Origin of the sequence: Bradyrhizobium sp. IC3195, assembly GCF_020193585.1 — a bacterium.
Lineage (GTDB): Bacteria > Pseudomonadota > Alphaproteobacteria > Rhizobiales > Xanthobacteraceae > Bradyrhizobium > Bradyrhizobium yuanmingense.
Genome location: NZ_JADYVG010000002.1, coordinates 568,772 through 585,968, shown reverse-complemented (window position 1 = coordinate 585,968; position 17,197 = coordinate 568,772). Strand labels below are relative to the sequence as shown.

The 17,197-nt window shown below is 65.4% G+C and carries 20 protein-coding genes; 12 read left to right on the top strand and 8 right to left on the bottom strand.

What is annotated here, in order from left to right; genetic code table 11:
- Positions 1 to 81 precede the first annotated feature (81 nt).
- The 5 genes from I6F09_RS06545 to I6F09_RS06525 form a co-directional block, all read right to left on the bottom strand.
- Positions 82 to 1,200 (bottom strand): branched-chain amino acid ABC transporter substrate-binding protein, encoded by a 1,119-nt coding sequence (locus tag I6F09_RS06545; RefSeq protein ID WP_036012868.1) that lies wholly within the window; start codon positions 1,198 to 1,200, stop codon positions 82 to 84.
- Positions 1,201 to 1,351: 151 nt separating this feature from the next.
- Positions 1,352 to 2,089, bottom strand: coding sequence for an ABC transporter ATP-binding protein (locus tag I6F09_RS06540; protein WP_025037253.1), 738 nt, complete (start codon positions 2,087 to 2,089; stop codon positions 1,352 to 1,354).
- Positions 2,086 to 2,919: an ATP-binding cassette domain-containing protein gene (locus tag I6F09_RS06535; protein ID WP_036043573.1), complete on the bottom strand. Its 834-nt coding sequence runs from the start codon at positions 2,917 to 2,919 to the stop codon at positions 2,086 to 2,088. Before I6F09_RS06535 ends, I6F09_RS06540 begins: the two co-directional genes overlap by 4 nt.
- Positions 2,916 to 4,235 (bottom strand): high-affinity branched-chain amino acid ABC transporter permease LivM, encoded by a 1,320-nt coding sequence (gene livM, locus I6F09_RS06530; protein WP_036012866.1) that lies wholly within the window; start codon positions 4,233 to 4,235, stop codon positions 2,916 to 2,918. Before livM ends, I6F09_RS06535 begins: the two co-directional genes overlap by 4 nt.
- A 5-nt stretch (positions 4,236 to 4,240) precedes the next feature.
- Positions 4,241 to 5,158: a branched-chain amino acid ABC transporter permease gene (locus I6F09_RS06525; RefSeq protein ID WP_057029507.1), complete on the bottom strand. Its 918-nt coding sequence runs from the start codon at positions 5,156 to 5,158 to the stop codon at positions 4,241 to 4,243.
- 262 nt (positions 5,159 to 5,420) lie between these two features.
- Here I6F09_RS06525 and I6F09_RS06520 point away from each other — a divergent pair, with 262 nt between their 5' ends.
- Complete coding sequence (locus I6F09_RS06520; RefSeq protein ID WP_192893160.1) at positions 5,421 to 5,582, top strand: hypothetical protein; 162 nt, start codon at positions 5,421 to 5,423, stop codon at positions 5,580 to 5,582.
- Positions 5,583 to 5,883: 301 nt separating this feature from the next.
- Entirely contained in the window at positions 5,884 to 6,423 is a 540-nt protein-coding gene (locus I6F09_RS06515) for a hypothetical protein (RefSeq protein ID WP_036012858.1), read from the top strand.
- Here I6F09_RS06515 and I6F09_RS06510 read toward each other — a convergent pair.
- The 3 genes from I6F09_RS06510 to I6F09_RS06500 form a co-directional block, all read right to left on the bottom strand.
- Positions 6,385 to 6,777: a carboxymuconolactone decarboxylase family protein gene (locus I6F09_RS06510; RefSeq protein ID WP_024340834.1), complete on the bottom strand. Its 393-nt coding sequence runs from the start codon at positions 6,775 to 6,777 to the stop codon at positions 6,385 to 6,387. The genes I6F09_RS06515 and I6F09_RS06510 overlap by 39 nt on opposite strands.
- A 110-nt stretch (positions 6,778 to 6,887) precedes the next feature.
- Positions 6,888 to 7,670 carry a 3-oxoadipate enol-lactonase gene (gene pcaD / locus I6F09_RS06505; RefSeq protein WP_225124767.1) on the bottom strand — a complete coding sequence of 261 codons (783 nt, stop codon included), beginning with the start codon at positions 7,668 to 7,670 and terminating at the stop codon, positions 6,888 to 6,890.
- A 15-nt stretch (positions 7,671 to 7,685) separates the two neighbouring features.
- On the bottom strand, positions 7,686 to 9,041 hold the full coding sequence (locus I6F09_RS06500) for a 3-carboxy-cis,cis-muconate cycloisomerase (RefSeq protein WP_225157076.1): 1,356 nt from the start codon (positions 9,039 to 9,041) through the stop codon (positions 7,686 to 7,688).
- 172 nt (positions 9,042 to 9,213) lie between these two features.
- Here I6F09_RS06500 and I6F09_RS06495 point away from each other — a divergent pair, with 172 nt between their 5' ends.
- The 10 genes from I6F09_RS06495 (at position 9,214) to I6F09_RS06450 (ending at position 17,157) form a co-directional block, all read left to right on the top strand.
- Positions 9,214 to 9,660 carry a carbon monoxide dehydrogenase subunit G gene (locus I6F09_RS06495; RefSeq protein ID WP_036043583.1) on the top strand — a complete coding sequence of 149 codons (447 nt, stop codon included), beginning with the start codon at positions 9,214 to 9,216 and terminating at the stop codon, positions 9,658 to 9,660.
- 149 nt (positions 9,661 to 9,809) lie between these two features.
- The gene (locus I6F09_RS06490; RefSeq protein ID WP_014494194.1) at positions 9,810 to 10,295 is read left to right on the top strand and encodes a (2Fe-2S)-binding protein; all 486 of its coding nucleotides are present in this window, start codon (positions 9,810 to 9,812) and stop codon (positions 10,293 to 10,295) included.
- Positions 10,296 to 10,322: 27 nt separating this feature from the next.
- A complete protein-coding gene (locus I6F09_RS06485) occupies positions 10,323 to 11,129 on the top strand; it encodes a xanthine dehydrogenase family protein subunit M (protein ID WP_057029511.1) in 807 nt (268 codons plus the stop codon).
- Between the two features lie 62 nt (positions 11,130 to 11,191).
- Positions 11,192 to 12,115, top strand: a complete 924-nt coding sequence (locus I6F09_RS06480; protein ID WP_036027789.1) for a MoxR family ATPase — start codon at positions 11,192 to 11,194, stop codon at positions 12,113 to 12,115.
- Positions 12,116 to 12,245: 130 nt separating this feature from the next.
- Positions 12,246 to 13,448, top strand: coding sequence for a VWA domain-containing protein (locus I6F09_RS06475; RefSeq protein WP_057029512.1), 1,203 nt, complete (start codon positions 12,246 to 12,248; stop codon positions 13,446 to 13,448).
- Between the two features lie 10 nt (positions 13,449 to 13,458).
- The gene (locus tag I6F09_RS06470; RefSeq protein WP_025037240.1) at positions 13,459 to 13,782 is read left to right on the top strand and encodes an XdhC family protein; all 324 of its coding nucleotides are present in this window, start codon (positions 13,459 to 13,461) and stop codon (positions 13,780 to 13,782) included.
- 2 nt (positions 13,783 to 13,784) lie between these two features.
- Positions 13,785 to 14,486: an XdhC family protein gene (locus I6F09_RS06465; RefSeq protein ID WP_057029513.1), complete on the top strand. Its 702-nt coding sequence runs from the start codon at positions 13,785 to 13,787 to the stop codon at positions 14,484 to 14,486.
- On the top strand, positions 14,483 to 16,087 hold the full coding sequence (locus I6F09_RS06460; RefSeq protein ID WP_225187697.1) for a molybdopterin-binding/glycosyltransferase family 2 protein: 1,605 nt from the start codon (positions 14,483 to 14,485) through the stop codon (positions 16,085 to 16,087). The genes I6F09_RS06465 and I6F09_RS06460 overlap by 4 nt, the downstream gene beginning before the upstream one ends.
- A gap of 203 nt (positions 16,088 to 16,290) precedes the next feature.
- Positions 16,291 to 16,680, top strand: a complete 390-nt coding sequence (locus I6F09_RS06455; RefSeq protein WP_036043591.1) for a DUF4189 domain-containing protein — start codon at positions 16,291 to 16,293, stop codon at positions 16,678 to 16,680.
- Positions 16,681 to 16,746: 66 nt separating this feature from the next.
- Positions 16,747 to 17,157, top strand: coding sequence for a DUF2000 family protein (locus tag I6F09_RS06450; protein ID WP_225187696.1), 411 nt, complete (start codon positions 16,747 to 16,749; stop codon positions 17,155 to 17,157).
- Positions 17,158 to 17,197: the final 40 nt, after the last annotated feature.

Below are 17,197 nucleotides of genomic sequence, written 5' to 3'. Positions count from 1 at the left end.
GCCCCGGCAAGCCGGGGCGTGGTCGCGATGGCGGGAGCTTTCGGGGGATCGCTGATCGGGATCCCCGAAGAGCATTCTCGATCAAGAGCCCTTGGCGCCGAGCTCGGCGTAATTGCCCTTGGCGTCCCACTTGTAGACGACATAGTCGATCTGCTTGAGGTCGCCCTTGGCGTCAATTTCGATCGGGCCGAGCACCGTGTCCCACTTGCCGGCCTTGATGGTCTCCATGACCTTCTTGGCGTCGGTGGTGCCGGCCTTCTTGACCGCCTGCGTCCAGACCTGCAGCGCAGCGTAGGTATAGAGCGTATAGCCTTCCGGATCGATGCCCTTGGCCTTGAACGCCTCGACGATCTTCTTCGCGGTCGGCTTGTTGCGCGGGTCGGGACCGAAGGTGAACAGCGTGCCTTCGCCGGCGGGACCGGTGATGGAGGCGTACTCCTTGTCGGCGAGCGCGTCGCCCGACATCAGCACCGTCTTCATTCCCTGATCGCGCATCTGGCGGAGGATGAGGCCGGCTTCCTGATGGTAACCGCCGACATAGACGAGTTCGACATTGTCCTTCTTCAGGCGCGAGACGATCGCGTTGAAGTCCTTGTCGCCCTTGTTGTAGGATTCGTACATCTTCTCGGTGATGCCGGCCTTGTTGAGCGCCTTCTTGGTCTCGTCGGCAAGACCCTTGCCGTAAGTGGTCTTGTCGTTGAGGATCGCGATGTTCTTGCCCTTGTAGTTCTTGGCGATGTACTGCGCGGCGATCAGGCCCTGCTGGTCGTCGCGGCCGCAGACTCGCGCCACGTTCCACAGCTTGCGCTCGGTGAAGAGCGGGTTGGTCGAAGCCGGGGTGATTTGCAGGACGTTGCCGTCCGCATAGGCTTCAGAGGCCGGGATCGAAGACGACGAGCAGAAATGGCCGGCGACGAACGGGATCTTGGCGCCGGCGATCTTTTCCGCGATCGAGCGGGCCTGTTTCGGATCGCAGGCGTCGTCCTCGGCGTTGAGCGCGAGCTTCTTGCCGTTGACGCCACCGGCGGCGTTGATGTCGGCGACGGCCATCTCGGCGCCGTTCTTCATCTGGCGGCCGAAGGCGGACTCGCCGCCGGTCATCGGGCCTGCGACTGCGACGGTGACATCCTGCGCGAATGCCGCGCTCGATAGCGCGAGCGATGCGCCGAATGCCAGACCGATGAGCTTCAGTGATTTCATGAGATACCTCGCGGGTGGTCGCCTGTGGAAGTTGCCGGGCATGCCCGGTTCAAACCGGCGCCATTCTTGAATGAATTCGAGGAGAAGTCACCGGCAAAATACGGGCATACGCCAAGATATCTAGCCGCATTCTCGCGCAGGGCGGGGCCGGTCAGTGCCGGCCGCCTTCCAGATAAGCGGCGCGGATTTCGGGGCGCTGCAGCAATTCGGCGCCGCTGCCGGCCAGCGTGATCAGGCCGTTGACCATGACATAGCCGCGATGGGCCAGCTTGAGGGCGTGGTTGGCGTTCTGCTCGACGATCAGCACGGTCAGGCCGTCCTGCCGGTTCAGCGTGCGGATGGCGTCGAAAATCTGCCGCGCGATCAGCGGGGCGAGCCCCAGCGAGGGTTCATCGAGCAGGAGCAGGCGAGGGCGGCTCATCAAGGCGCGGCCGATCGCCAGCATCTGCTGCTCGCCGCCGGACAGGGTTCCGCCGCGCTGGGCGAAACGTTCCTTCAGGCGGGGAAACAGGGCGAACACGCGCTCGAGCGTGCTCTCCCGTTCCGCCGGCGTGCTCTCGGTGACGTCGGCCCCCATCTGGAGGTTCTCGGCGACGCTCATGCGCGGGAAGATGCGACGGCCTTCGGGCGACTGCGCGATGCGCAAATGGGCGATCTCGTGGGTCGGGACGGCCGTGATGTCCTTGCCCTCGTACAGGATCTGCCCGGCGCGGGCGCGCGGCTTGCCGAAGATCGTCATCATCAGCGTCGACTTGCCGGCGCCGTTGGCGCCGATCAGCGCCACGATCTCGCCGGAATTGATGTCGACGTCGACGCCCTTCAAGGCCTCGATCTTGCCGTAGGCCGCGCGCAGGCCCCGGATCGCGAGCAGGGGGGATGCCGCCGTCACGATCCGCTCTCCATGACGGCCACGGCCTCTTCCTCGTCGGTGCCGAGATAGGCGGCGATCACCTTGGGATCGTCGCGCACCTCGCGCGGCGTGCCCTGTGCGATCTTCACGCCGTGATCCATCACCACGATGTGGTCGGAGATCTCCATCACCACCGACATGTCATGCTCGATCAGCAGGATCGACGTTCCCAGGTCGTTGCGGATCGAAAGCAGGAGCTCGTTCAACGCGGCGCTCTCTCGCGCGTTGAGGCCGGCAGCCGGTTCGTCGAGGCACAGCAGTGCGGGCTCGGTGCACATCGCGCGCGCGATCTCGAGGCGGCGCTGATCGCCATAGGCGAGATTGCCGGCGGCGTCGTCGGCGCGGTCCAGCAGGTTGACCCGCTTCAGCCAGTCGGAGGCGAGATCAATCGCGCGCTTTTCTGCGTCGCGATAGGCGGGCGCGCCGACAAGGCCGAGCAAGGTGAAGCCCGAGGCGCGCATCAGCATGTTGTGCTGCGCCACCATCAGGTTTTCGAGCACGGTCATCCCGGGAAACAGGCGGATGTTCTGGAACGTGCGCGCGACCTTGGCCTGCTTGGCGATACGGAAGTCGTTGAGCCGCTGGAGCGCGATTTCCTTTCCGTCATCGTGGGTGAGGCGGATGGCGCCGCCGGTCGGCTTGTAGAAGCCGGTGATGCAGTTGAACACCGTGGTCTTGCCGGCGCCGTTCGGCCCGATCAGCGCGGTGATCTTCTTCCGCTCGGCGGCGAACGAGAGATCCTGCACGGCGACGATGCCGCCGAAGCGCATGGTCAGCCGGTCGACGCTGAGGATCTTGTCGCCGCTCATCCGTGTCCTTCCTTGACGAGGTCGGAGGAGATGGCCTGCGCCTTCTTCAGATAAACGGTCGGCGCGCGATGGCCGACCAGGCCGCGTGGCCGCCAGATCATGATCAGCACCATGGCCCAGCCGAACACCAGCATACGATAGGTCTCGAGGCCGCGGAACAGCTCGAAGCCGCCGATCATCGCCAGCGCGGCGAGCGCGACGCCCAGCTGCGAGCCCATGCCGCCGAGCACGACGATGGCGAGCACCAGCGCCGATTCCTGGAAGGTAAAGGATTCCGGGCTGATGAAGCCCTGGCGGGTGGCGAAGAACGCACCGGCGAAGCCGCCGAACATGGCGCCGGTCGCAAATGCCGTGAGCTTGGTCGTCGTGGTGTTGATGCCGAGCGCGCGGCAGGCGACCTCGTCCTCGCGCAAGGCTTCCCAGGCACGCCCGATCGGCAGCCGGCGCAGGCGGATCGTCGCCCAATTGGTGAGCAGCGCCAGCGCCAGGATCAGATAGAACAGGAAGACGATACGGTGGGTCGCCGAGTATTCGATGCCGAGCTTGTTGGCCAGCCCATCGTCAGTGTTGCTCAGCGGAATGCCGAACAGGGTCGGACGCGGAATACCGGACACGCCGTTCGGTCCCCCGGTCAGATCCTGCCAGTTGATCAGGACGAGGCGGATGATCTCGCCGAAGGCGAGCGTCACGATGGCGAGGTAGTCGCCGCGCAGGCGCAGCACGGGGAAGCCGAGCAGCACGCCCCAGAACGCGGCGAGGATGCCGGCGAGCGGCAGGCAAATCCAGAACGACCAGCCGAAATTGGTGGCGAGCAGCGCGTAGGAATAGGCGCCGACGGCATAGAACGCGACGTAGCCGAGATCGAGCAGGCCGGCGAGCCCGACCACGACGTTGAGGCCCCAGCCGAGCATCACATAAGTGAGCACGAGAATGGCGAGGTCGAGGATGTAGCGCTGGTTATAGAAGATCACGGGCACCAGCAGCGTGAAGATCAGCAGCGCGGGCGCAAGATAGCGGCCGACCAGCGACATGCCCTTCTGCACCGCTGGCGGCACCAGCTTCTCCGTGCCGGCCGGGCCGATCCATTGTCTGAGCAGCTCGATCACGATCGAGCCGCCGAACACGGCGGCGACGAGGTAAGCGAGCTCGCCGAAACGCGTCCAGTAGGTGAGCTGGCCGTCGGAGCCCGCCTCGGTGCGGACGCCCACCATCAGCGAGAACAGCACCAGGGCGATCACTGCGTTGATGAAGGCGGTCTTGAGGAGAGCTGGGATGCCCGTTGCAGGTTTGGTCGTGTGGGTGGAGGGAGCTGTCACGCGCGTCAGACTTTTTCGACTTCGGGACGGCCGAGCAGGCCGGTCGGCATGAAGATCAGCACGACGATCAGGATCGAGAACGCCGCAACGTCCTTGTACTCGACCGAGAAATAGGCCGACCAGAACGTCTCGATCAGGCCGATCGCAAGGCCGCCGAGCATGGCGCCGGGCAGCGAGCCGATGCCGCCGAGCACCGCGGCGGTGAAGGCCTTGATCCCGGCGACGAAGCCCATGAAGAAGTCGACCAGGCCGTAATAGAGCAGGTACATCAGACCCGCAACGGCGGCGAGCGCCGCGCCGATCACGAAGGTCATGGAGATGGTGCGGTCGACGTTGACGCCGAGCAGCGCTGCCATGGTCTGATCCTGCTCGCAGGCGCGCATGTCGCGCCCGAGCCGGGTGTTCGACACCAGCCAGGTGAAGATCGCCAGCAGCACGATGGTGGTGATGACGACGATGATCTGGATGTTGGAAAGCTGGATGACGAAGCCGTCCGCGCTTTCATGCAGCGTATAGCCGCCGGTGATGACCGGCGGGATCGGCTTGACCCGGGCGCCTTGCGCCACTTGCGAATAATTCGTCAGCACGAAAGACATGCCGATGGCCGACAGCATCGGGGCGAGGCGGAAGGAATGGCGCAGCGGCCGGTAGGCGATGCGCTCGATGGTCCAGCCATAGAGCGCGGTGATCGCCATCGAGACCAGCAGCACCACGAGCAGGATCAGGGGAATGGCCGTGAGGCCGAGCGAGATCAGGATCAGGAAGGTGATGAGGGCGATGAAGCCTCCGATCATGAAGACGTCGCCATGGGCGAAGTTGATCATGCCGACGATGCCGTAGACCATCGTGTAGCCGATCGCGATCAGGCCGTAGATCGAGCCGAGCACGAGACCGTTGATGAGCTGCTGGGCGAAATAATCCATAAGCTGCCGTACCCAAACTTGACGCGGCTCAAAGGGAGCTCTTGCAGAGAGTTCTTGGGCCCCGGCAGCCCTTGAGCATTTGGGTTTTGTAACAGGAGGGAACTGGCGGCTGCAACTGGCCCGGTCTCCACCTTAAGGCTTGTACAGAGATCATTTCGGCGCCGGGTTCCCTGGGTCCTACGAGGAACCCGGTTCCCGAGGCAACCAAAGTGGATGCCGGCCGTTGTCTCCCCTCTGACGTCCAACAAGGGAGTTTCCCCGAATGACGAAGCAGCAGAACCAGAATCCGGGTCAGCAGAATCAGAATCCCGGCCAGCGCAATCCGCAGCAGGGTGGTGGCCAGAAACCCGGACAGCAGCAGCAGGACCCGCGCCAGGGCGATCGCCCGGGCCAGCAGCAGGGCGGCCAGCGCGACCAGGAATAGCGAGTTTGGGAGCCCAGGAGTGAGGAGAGGCCCCGCCGGAAGGCGGGGCCTTTTTTCTTGGGGCAATCGTTTGCCCGTCATTCCGGGATGGTGCGTCAGCAGCAGGCCCGGAATCTCGAGATTCTCAGATGCGCAATTGCGCACCATAGTTCGGCTCCTGCGAGCCGCCCCGGAATGACGAAAGCGGGCGGGCAGTTAAGGTAAACAAAGAGTTTAAATTGCCGCCACAGTCTGATGCGAGTTAGCTCCGGCATGGCCGCCGCCTTCGATCGAAGGCTCGGCAAACCAGGCGGGAAGCGGCATGTTCAGGAATTGGCGGATCGGCTCGGTCAACGGCGCGCTGCTGGCGGCCTATTTCATTCCCGTCTGGAGCCTCATAGCCTTCAGCATCATTGTCGCGCCCGTGCGCGGCCTCTACGAGCGGCCGAGCGTCGCGGTGGCGCTGTACCTGAGCGACCATCTGCAGATGGCGGGCATGGACACGGTGCGTGCCGCCTGGCTGCTGGCGCTCGGAAGGCTGACCGTGGTGGCGTTCTTTGCGATCTACCTCGTGCTGCTCTGCATTCCCCGCACCCGTAAGGGCGGCGGCAGTGACGAGGCGCTCGGGATTGCGCTGGCGATCGGCAGCCTGATCTCCTTTGCCAGCATGGTGATGGCCTCGAAGGTCGGCGAGATGGCCGCGCTTCGGCTCCACGCCACCGAGCTCCTGATGCTGCTCGGTGCCGCCGTCGTGCTCGTGATCGAGAAGCCGGAGGCAGCGTCGAAGGCGGCCGAGGTCGCCGCACCGCCGAATCTTCAGCCTCTAGGTCTTGAGCAGGCCGAGCTCCTGCACAATCGCTGAGGCTTCCTTGACGGCGTGGTTCGCCGCCGGCACGCCGCAATAGATCGCCTGCTGCAGCAGGATCTCCTTGATGTCGTCGGGCGTGAAGCCGCCCTCGGCCAGCGCCGCACGCACGTGCAGGCGGAATTCGTCCCATTGCCCGAGCGCGACCATGGTGCCGATCACCAGCACGCGCCGCGTGCGCTCGTCGAAATGCGGCCGCGTCCAGATCTCGCCCCAGGCGTAGCGGGTGATCAGGTCCTGGAAGTCGGTGTTGAAGGCATTGCGGTTCGCGATCGACTTGTCGACCCAGGCATTGCCCAGCACCTTGCGGCGCACATTCATGCCGGCATCGCGGCGCTTCTGGTCGTCCATTCTGTTCCTCCTCTTTCGTCATTGCGAGCGCAGCGAAGCAATCCAGAAATGTGTCCGCGGAGACGGACTGGATTGCTTCGTCGCTACGCTCCTCGCAATGACGGTTGTTGCTAGCGCTGCGTCAGGAACCCCACCACCGCATCCGTGAACGCATGCGGCTGCTCGACGTTCGAAATGTGCGCGGCGTCGATGATCGTCATGCTGGCGCCGGGAATGCTGGAGCGGATCAATTCGGCCGCCGAGATCGGCGTCGCCACGTCGTGGCGGCCGGCGATCACGAGCGTCGGACTCTTGATTTTCGGCAGCAGCGCGCGCTGGTCGAGCGTCGACAGCGCCTCGCAGCAGGCGAGATAGCCCTCGACAGGCGAGGCGAGCAGCATCGACTTCATCTTCGCGGTGATCGCAGGCTCGCGCTCGCGGAAATCCTGGGTGAGCCAGCCCGCGATCACGGCATCGGCGACGGCGGCGATGCCGCCCTCCTTTACCGCCTTGATGCGGTTGTGCCAGTTAGTTGGATCGGGATAGTAGCAGGACGTGTTGGCGAGGATCAGCTTGCCGAACCTTTCGGGCGCATTGGCGCCGAGCCATTGCCCGACCATGCCGCCCATCGACAGGCCGCACCAATGCACCTTCTCGATGTTGAGGTCGTCGAGGATCGCGAGCACGTCGCGGCCGAACCGCTCCATCGTGTAGGGGCCAGGCGGGACGTTCGACTTGCCGTGGCCGCGGCGATCGTAGCGGATGACACGGAACACCTGCGTCAGCGCCTTCATCTGCGGCTCCCACATCTGCAGCGTGCAGCCGAGCGAGTTCGACAGCATCAAGGTCGGCCCGCCGTCGCGGCCCTCGACGGAGACGTTGAGCAGGCATCCGTCGGCATCGATCATGGGCATGCGGCGTCTCCGTTCTTAATCTTGATCGAGGTTGTCGAGCAGCCGGTCGATCAGCGCCTGTGACGCCCCTTGATAGGCCATCGGCTCGAACAATGCCGCAATTTTTTCCGGCGAAAGGTGCGCGATGACTTGCGAATCGGCCGACAGCACCTCGCGCAGATGCTTCTTCTCGGCGACGGCACGCTTGCTCGCGGCCTCGACGAGATGATGCGCGTTGCTCTTGCCGATGGCTTCGGCGAGCGCGAAGGTGACGGCCTCGGCCATGATCAAGCCATGCGTCGCATCGAGATTGCGGAGCATGCGCGCTGCATCGACCTCGAGACCCTCGGCGATGTCGACGACGGCAGCCAGCGCGCCTGATGTGACCAGCATCAATTGCGGCAGCGTCGGCCATTCCGCGTGCCAGGGGCCGGCACTGCGTTCGTGGTCCTGCACCTGGGCGGCGAAGATCGTCGCGGCGAGCTGCGGGGCCATGGTGGCAGAGCCCAGCGCGCTTGCGGCGGCGACCGGGTTGCGCTTGTGCGGCATGGTCGAGGAGCCGCCGCGGCCTTCGCCGGCGGGCTCGAACGCTTCGGCGACGTCGGTCTGCATCAGCAGCGAGACGTCGCGCGCGATCTTGCCGCAGCTGCCGGCGAGAATGGCGAAGCAGGATGCGGCCTCGGCGATGCGGTCGCGATGGGTATGCCAGGGCGCCTCGGGCAGCGGCAGGTCGAGCTCCTGCGCCAGCCGTTCGGCCACCGCGAGCCCCTTGTCGCCGAGCGCAGCGAGCGTGCCGGCAGCGCCACCGAATTGCAGCGCGAGGCCCTCGCGGGAGAGCCGCCGCAGGCGGCAGCGGGCGCGGGCAAGGCTCGAGGCGTATTCGGCGGCCTTCAGCCCGAACGGCATCGGCAGCGCATGCTGGAGCCAGGTCCGCGCCACCATCGGGGTGTTGCGATGGCTGCGCGCCAGCGCGGCAAAGCCCTTGATGGCACGGCTGAGGTCGGCATCCAGCGCCGCGATGCCGGCGCGAAGCATCAGCATGGTCGCGGTGTCGATGACGTCCTGGCTGGTCGCGCCCCAATGCACGTAGCGCGCGGCCTCCGCGTCATTCTTGCCAACATTGGCGGTCAGCATCTTGACCAGGGGAATCGCGAGATTGCCCGACCGCGTCGCGGCCTCGGCCAGTGCGGCCATGTCGAAGCCATCGGCCTTGCACGCCGCCTCGATTGGTCCGATGGCGGATGCGGGAATCACCGCACTGGCCGCCTCGGCCCGTGCCAAGGCTGCCTCGAAATCGAGCATGTTCTGCAAGGTCGACCGATCGTCGCAGACCACGCGCATGGCGGCGCTCGACAGCATCGGTGCGAGCAGGGGGGAGATGGATGTGCTCATGTTGCGCGCGACCTAATCATCATGGCCCGGCCGTGCCAATCCCCCACCGCCCGCACACGTCATTTTGCAGTTGCGAATATGCATTGCACGTGACCGGGCCCCGGCCTTTTCTTTGCCGCGCCGCTGCGTTACTTGATCAGCACTATAGTTACGCGATCCGGGAGGCACCCTCATGGCCATGACGATGAACGGCGAAGTCCAGCTTGCAGCGCCGCGCGAGGCCGTGTGGGCCAAGCTCAACGATCCCGAGGTGCTGAAGGCCTGCATCCCCGGCTGCGAGGAGCTGGAGAAGACCGACGACGGCGGCTTCCGCGCGACGGCGAAGATGAAGGTCGGGCCGGTGTCGGCGCGCTTCAAGGGCAAGGTCACGCTGTCCGATCTCGACCCGCCGAACGGCTACAAGATCTCCGGTGAGGGCGAGGGCGGGGTGGCCGGATTCGCCAAGGGCGGCGCGACCGTCAAGCTCGCCGAGAAGGACGGCGGCACGCTGCTCTCCTACGACGTCGAGGCGCAGATCGGCGGCAAGTTGGCGCAGCTCGGCCAGCGCCTCATCAACGGCGCCGCCAAGAAGCTTGCCGATGAGTTTTTCGCGAACTTCGCCAAGGCCGTACAGGGCTGAAGGTCCAATACCTTTAGGGTAGCGCCTTCGGCATGGCGCCTTGCGCCCGGGGCGATGTTGCCCCGGGGCATAATGGCCCATATGATGGGTTGGAATAATTATAAGAACCGCTTCGACGGGACCCGTCGGGGTGCTGACAGAGAGTGCTTATGGCAAAAATCTCCCTCATCGTGAACGGCAATCCAGTCACCGCCAATGTCGATCCCCGCACGCTCCTGGTGCAATTCCTGCGCGAGAATCTGCGGCTGACCGGCACCCATGTCGGCTGCGACACCTCGCAGTGCGGCGCCTGCGTCGTGCATCTCGACGGCAAGGCCGTGAAGTCCTGCACCACGCTTGCGGTGATGGCCGATGGCCACGAGGTCAAGACGATCGAGGGGCTGGCTGCGGACGGCGCGCCGCTGCATCCGATGCAGGAGGCCTTCCGCGAGCACCATGGCCTGCAGTGCGGCTTCTGCACGCCCGGCATGATCATGACTGCGATCGACATCGTGCACCGCAAGGGCCACGAGCTCGACGACCACACCATTCGCGAGGAGCTCGAAGGCAATCTCTGCCGCTGCACGGGCTACCAGAACATCGTCGCCTCGATCTCCGCCGGCGCGAAGGCGATGGCCAAATCCGACCTCGCGTAACGCGCCTCCCGCGATCAGGACATACAGATGTACGAATTCAAATATCATCGCCCTGGGACCGTTCGCCAGGCGGCCAACCTCCTGGTGAAGAACGAGGACGCCAAGGTGATCGCCGGCGGCCACACGCTGATTCCCGTCATGAAGCAGCGCCTCGCCAGTCCCCCGCATCTGGTCGACCTCTCCCACATCGAGGGGCTCAACACGATCGAGATGAAGGGTCGCTCGCTGGTGATCGGCGCCACCGCCAAGCATGCCGAGGTCGCGACCTCCGCCATCGTCGGTGAAGCCATTCCGGCGCTGGCGAATCTCGCCGGCGGCATTGGCGATCCCGCCGTGCGTCACAAGGGCACGATCGGCGGCTCGCTCGCCAACAACGATCCGACTGCCGATTATCCGGCCGCGGTGCTCGCGCTCGGGGCCACCATCGTCACCAACAAGCGCCGCCTCAAGGCGGAAGAGTTCTTCCAGGGCCTGTTCACGACCGCGCTCGAAGCGGATGAGATCATCACCAAGGTGATGTTCCCGCTGCCGAAAAAGGCCGCTTACGTCAAGTTCCGCAACCAGGCCTCGCGCTATGCGCTTGTCGGGGTATTCGTGGCGCGGCGTCCTTCGGACGTGCGCGTTGCGGTCACCGGTGCGGGCTCCGAAGGCGTGTTCCGCGTCACCGCATTCGAGGAAGCCTTGAAGAAGCGCTTCGCCTCGAAGGCGCTGGAGGGCATCGCGGTACCGGCAGAAGGCCTCAACAGCGACATCCATGGCAGCGCCGAATACCGCGCGCATCTCATCGGCGTGCTGACGCGGCGCGCCGTCGATGCCGCCAATGCCAAGGAATGAGCTGACCTCATTCCTCGGTCCAGACCTGTCCCCGGTGAGGGCGTAGCGAGACTGGCTTTTCCATGACTTCAGCGGCCACTTCTTCCGGTGCTTTGCCGGCATCGGTCGATGCGATGCTCGAACTCCTGACGTCGCGCGGCTATCTCGCTGAGCGCTCGCTGGCGACGGTGACGTATCTGTCGCTGCGTATGGGCCGACCGCTGTTCCTGGAAGGTGAGGCCGGCGTCGGCAAGACCGAGATCGCTAAGGTGCTCTCGGCGGCGCTGGGGCGGAAGCTGATCCGCCTGCAGTGCTATGAAGGCCTCGACGTTTCCTCCGCGGTGTATGAGTGGAACAGCGCGTCGCAGATGATCGCGATCCGGATGGCGGAAGCCGCGGGCGACACTGATCGCGATCAGCTTTCGAGCGATATCTTCGCCGACCGCTACATGATCAAGCGGCCGCTGCTCCAGGCGCTGGAGCCTGATGTCGCCGGTCCGCCGGTGCTGCTGATCGACGAGCTCGACCGTGCCGACGAGGCGTTCGAAGCCTACCTGCTCGAGATCCTCAGTGACTTCCAGGTGACCATCCCCGAATTCGGCACCGTGAAGGCGCCGCACCCGCCGATCGTCATCATCACCTCCAACCGCACCCGCGAGATACACGACGCGCTGAAACGGCGCTGCCTCTATCACTGGGTCGATTATCCGGCCGCCGAGCGCGAGCTTGCGATCGTCAAGACGCGCGTGCCCGGCATCTCCGCCAAGCTGTCGCAGCAGGTCGTCCGCTTCGTGCAGGCGCTGCGCAACCAGGACTTCTACAAGTCGCCGGGCGTTGCCGAGACCATCGACTGGGCCACGGCGCTGTCGGAGCTCGATGCCCGCTCGCTGACCCCGCAAGTGGTCGGCGACACGCTGGGCGCGCTGCTCAAGTACCAGGACGACATCACCCGGATGCAGGGCGACACGCTGCAGAAGGTGCTGAAGGACGCGACGAGCGAGAATTGATCTTCACGTCATTCCGGGGCGCGCGTTAGCGCGAACCCGGAATCCATCGGGCCGCAGAGTTGGTGGATGAATGGATTTCGGGCTCGATGCTGCGCATCGCCCCGGAATGACGACCGAGGGTGCTGAACCAATGGCCATCAACCACCTTGCCCCCGAAAAGACCGAGCAGTTCGCCGACAACATCGTCGGCTTCGCCCGCGCGCTGCGTGCGGCCGGCCTGCCGGTCGGGCCGGGCGCTGTCATCGATGCCATGAGCGCGCTGCAAGTGATCGACATCGGTAGCCGATCCGACGTCTTCACCACGCTGGAGGCGATCTTCGTCAAGCGCCATGAGCATGCGCTGATCTTCAAGCAGGCTTTCAACCTGTTCTTCCGCGCCTCGGAAGAATGGAAGCACATGCTGGATTCGGTGCCGCTGCCGGACGAGGCCAAGAAGAAGCCCCAGGCCGGCGCCCGCCGCGTCCAGGAGGCGATGGCGCAGCCTCGCATGACCGAGACGCCGCAGCACCAGGAGCAGGATCTGCGCCTGTCGGTCTCCGACAAGGAGATCCTGCAGAAGAAGGATTTTGCGCAGATGAGCGCGGCGGAGATCGCCGAGGCGCTCCGTGCCATCGAGCGGATGAGGTTGCCGCAGGCCGAGCTCTTGACGCGCCGGCGCCGGCCCGATGCGCGCGGCCTGCGCCTCGACCTCCGCCGCACGCTGCGCGCCTCCTTGCGCACCGGCGGCGACATCATCGACATCCATCGCCTCGGGCGCATCGAGAAGCCGGCGCCGATCGTGGCGCTGCTCGACATCTCGGGCTCGATGAGCGAATACACCCGTCTGTTCCTGCACTTCCTGCATGCGATCACGGATGCTCGAAAGCGCGTTTCGGTGTTCCTGTTCGGCACCCGCTTGACGAATGTCACCCGTGCGCTGCGCCAGCGCGATCCCGACGAGGCGCTGGCGAGCTGCTCGGCCTCGGTCGAGGATTGGGCCGGCGGCACCCGGATCTCGGCCTCGCTGCACAACTTCAACAAATTGTGGGCGCGGCGGGTGCTGAGCCAGGGCGCCATCGTGCTCCTGATCTCCGACGGGCTGGAGCGGGAGGCCGATTCCAAGCTCGCCTTCGAGATGGACCGGCTGCACCGGTCCTGCCGGCGGCTGATCTGGCTGAACCCGCTGCTGCGGTTTGGCGGCTTCGAGGCCAAGGCGCAGGGCATCAAAATGATGCTCCCCCACGTTGACGAATTCCGCCCGGTACATAATTTGAGTTCGATCCAGGAGCTGATCACGACGCTCTCCCAGCCGCTGCCGCCGCATCACCGCAGCCTGATCCGCTCCGCAGCTTGAGAGGCCAGCCATGCTCGATCGCGACGAGGACATCCTGAAGGCGGCGGAGGACTGGCAGAAGGCCGGCCGTGGCGTCGCACTGGCGACGGTGGTGGAAACCTGGGGCTCGGCGCCGCGCCCGGCGGGCTCGAGCCTCGTTATCAACGACGAAGGCACGTTCTTGGGGTCCGTCTCCGGCGGCTGCGTCGAGGGCGCGGTGGTTACGGAGGCCATGGATGTGATCCAGAGCGGCAAGCCGAAGATGCTGGAGTTCGGCGTCGCCGACGAGACCGCCTGGAACGTTGGGCTGTCCTGCGGCGGCACCATCCGCGTCTTCGTCGAGAAGGTCGGTTAGCCGTGAAGCTCGACATCCTGCACGAACTCAATGCCGAACGCGCCGCGCGCCGGCCGGTCATCCTGGTGACGGACACCGAGAGCGGCGAGCAGCGGCTGGTGAAGGCGAAGGATTTCGCCAAGGATCCGCTGCGCGCCGAGCTCGAGAAGCAGCTTCGCATAGGCAAGAGCGCCAATGTCGAGGCCGGCGGCAAGAAGCTGTTTCTCAACGTCTACGCCCCGACGGCAAAGCTCGTCATCATCGGCGCGGTCCATATCAGCCAGGCGCTCGCGCCGCTGGCGCGCTCGCTCGGCTATGACGTCACCGTGGTCGATCCGCGCACGGCCTTTGCGAGCCCCGAGCGCTTTCCCGACATTCCGTTGATCGCCGAATGGCCTGATACTGCGCTGCCGCCGCTCAATGTCGATGCCTACACCGCGTTCGTGGCGGTGACGCACGATCCCAAGATCGACGACCCCGCGCTGCTGCACGCCTTCGAGCGCAACTGCTTCTATATCGGCGCGCTCGGCTCGCGAAAGACGCATGCCAAGCGTGGCGACCGGTTGCGGGCGCAAGGCGCCAAGGAAAGCGACATCGCGCGCATCCACGCGCCCATTGGGCTAGCGATCGGCGCGGTCTCGCCGTCCGAGATCGCGGTGGCGATCATGGCCGAGATCACGGCCGTGCTTCGGCTGCCTCCCAAGGAAAAAGAAGAAGCGGCATGAAGTTCGGCCCGGCGAGCCCCAGGGATGCGATTGGCGGGGTGACCGTCCACACCCTGCGCCAGGGATCGCTGGTGCTGAAGAAGGGCACGACGATCGGACCTGCCGAGGTCGAGGCGCTGGAGCGCGCCGGCATCAAGGACATCGTCGTGGTGCGCATGGAGGCGGGCGACGTCTCCGAGGACGTTGCCGCCGCCAGCATCGCGCTCGCCATCGGCGGCGAGGGCATCCATGTCGAGCGCGCTTTCACCGGCCGTGCCAATCTGTTCGCCGCGCGAGCGGGCGTGCTGGTGATCGATCGCGCCGCGGTCGACCGCATCAACAACATCGACGAAGCCATCACCTTTGCCACGCTCGCCGCCTACAAGCCGGTGGTCGAGGGCGAGATGGTCGGAACCGTCAAGATCATCCCGTTCGGCGTCGAGGCGAGTTTGCGCGATGCCGCGGTGAAGGCGGCGGGCAAGGACGTGCTGAAGGTCGCGCCTTACGTGATCAAGCGCGTCGGCGTGGTCTCGACGCTGCTGCCGGGCCTGTCCACCAAGGTGATCGACAAGACGCTGCGCGTCACTGCCGAACGGCTGGCGCCAGCCGGCGCCAGCATCATCGCCGAGCGCCGGGTCCCGCACGAGGAGCAGGCGCTGTCGGCCGCGATCAAGGAATTGCTCGGCCTCGGCGCCGAGCTCGTGATCGTGTTCGGTGCATCCGCGATCGCTGACCGCCGCGACGTGATTCCGGCGGCCGTCACCGGAATCGGCGGCGAGATCGAGCATTTCGGCATGCCGGTCGACCCCGGAAATCTCCTGCTGATCGCCCGCGCCGGCGAGGTGCCGGTGCTGGGCGCGCCGGGCTGCGCGCGCTCGCCGGTCGAGAACGGTTTTGACTGGGTCTTGATGCGGCTTCTCGCCGGCATCAAGGTGACCCGCTCCGAGCTGATGAGCATGGGCGTCGGCGGCCTCTTGATGGAGATCGTGACGCGGCCGCAGCCGCGCGCCAAGCCGGAGACCGAGGGCAACAGCCAGGTCGCGGCCATCGTGCTCGCGGCGGGCCGCTCGACCCGGATGGGCGGGCCGAACAAGCTGCTCGCCGAGCTCGACGGCAAGAAGCTGGTGCGCCTCGCGACCGAGCAGGCGCTGGCCTCTAGGGCATCCGAGGTGATCGTCGTCACCGGCCATCAGGCCGAGCTCGTCGAGCAGGCGCTGCAAGGCCTGAAGGTGACATTCGTCCGCAATCCGGACTTCGCCGGCGGCATCGCCAGTTCGGTGAAGGCCGGCATCGCCGCCGTTCCCGAGACCTGCGATGGCACCGTCGTGTGTCTCGGTGACATGCCGCTGATCGACGCCGGCCTGATCGACAGGCTGATCGACAGTTTCGCGCCCGACCGCGGCAATCTCATCGTCGTTCCCGTCAGCGAGGGCCGCCGCGGCAACCCCGTGCTGTGGTCGCGCCGGTTCTTCAAGGAGCTGATGACGCTCGACGGCGACGTCGGCGCGCGGCATCTGATCGCCAAGCACACCGAGGCGGTCGCCGAAGTGCCCGTGGACGGCGAGAGCGCCTTCGTCGACATCGACACGCCGCAGGCGCTGGAGGCGGCACGGCGGGGCTGAAGGTGCGTAGGGCGGATTAGCCGAAGGCGTAATCCGCCGCTGTGTTTCTCCGCGGAAACAAAAGAGGCGGATTACGCTTCGCTAATCCGCCCTACGGGACTACGGCATCCTGCAAGCCTGCCGATTTCAACCCCCCGTTCACCATCTGGAAACGACCGCCGCTTAGAGTTGCCGCCACCTGCCTTGGGGGGAGGGGTTTTTCCATGGCTTCGAACGTCGTCGCGCGCCGTTGCGCGATGTTTTTCCTTGCGCTGTCCGTTTTTGCATCCGGCGCGCGCCATATGACAGAAGCCCAGGCCGCCGGCGCTTTCGCGGTCGGCAAGTGCGGCGCTTATGGCCAGGCCTATGATTATGGCCACGAGCACGAGGCCCGCGCCGCCGCGCAGAAGCAGTGCAAGGGCGATTGCACCACCATGACAATGAAGCGCGCCTGCGCTGCGATGTCGGTCGATATGACCAATCCCTGCGGCGCCTACGGCTATGCCGTCAAGCCGAATATTTCCGCCTCGCTCAACGCCGCTACGCGCGAATGCTACAAATACGGCGGCAAGGAATGCGTGATCCGCGCCTGGGCCTGTGACGCCAAGGGGTGATTTTCTCTTGCTGTCGTGATCGGGCGTTGCGTAGCATCGCCTCGGGAATGACAGTGGAAGGCATACATGCAGTTCGACACCAAGATCGCGGTCGTGATCCGTACCGATCTTCAAGCCTGGCAGAAGCTGAACGTAGCCTCCTTCCTCACCAGCGGCATCGCCGCGGCCTTTCCGGAATGCATCGGCGAAGCCTATGAGGACGCCTCGGGCACGAAGTATCATGCACTGATCGGCCAACCGATCCTGATCTATGGCGCCGACGGTCCGGCGCTGTCGCGCGCGCTGGACCGCGCGCTCACCCGCAACGTCAAGGCGGCGGTCTATACCGAGGAAATGTTCAAGACGACGCATGATGCCGCCAACCGCGAGGCGGTGAGGGCGGTTGCGCGCACCGATCTCAATCTCGTCGGCATTGCGATGCGCGCCGAGCGGAAGGTGATCGACAAGATCGTCGATGGTCTCAAGTTCCATAGCTGACAGATCGAGAGCATCGCGCGGCGTCATCGGGGTGTCATGA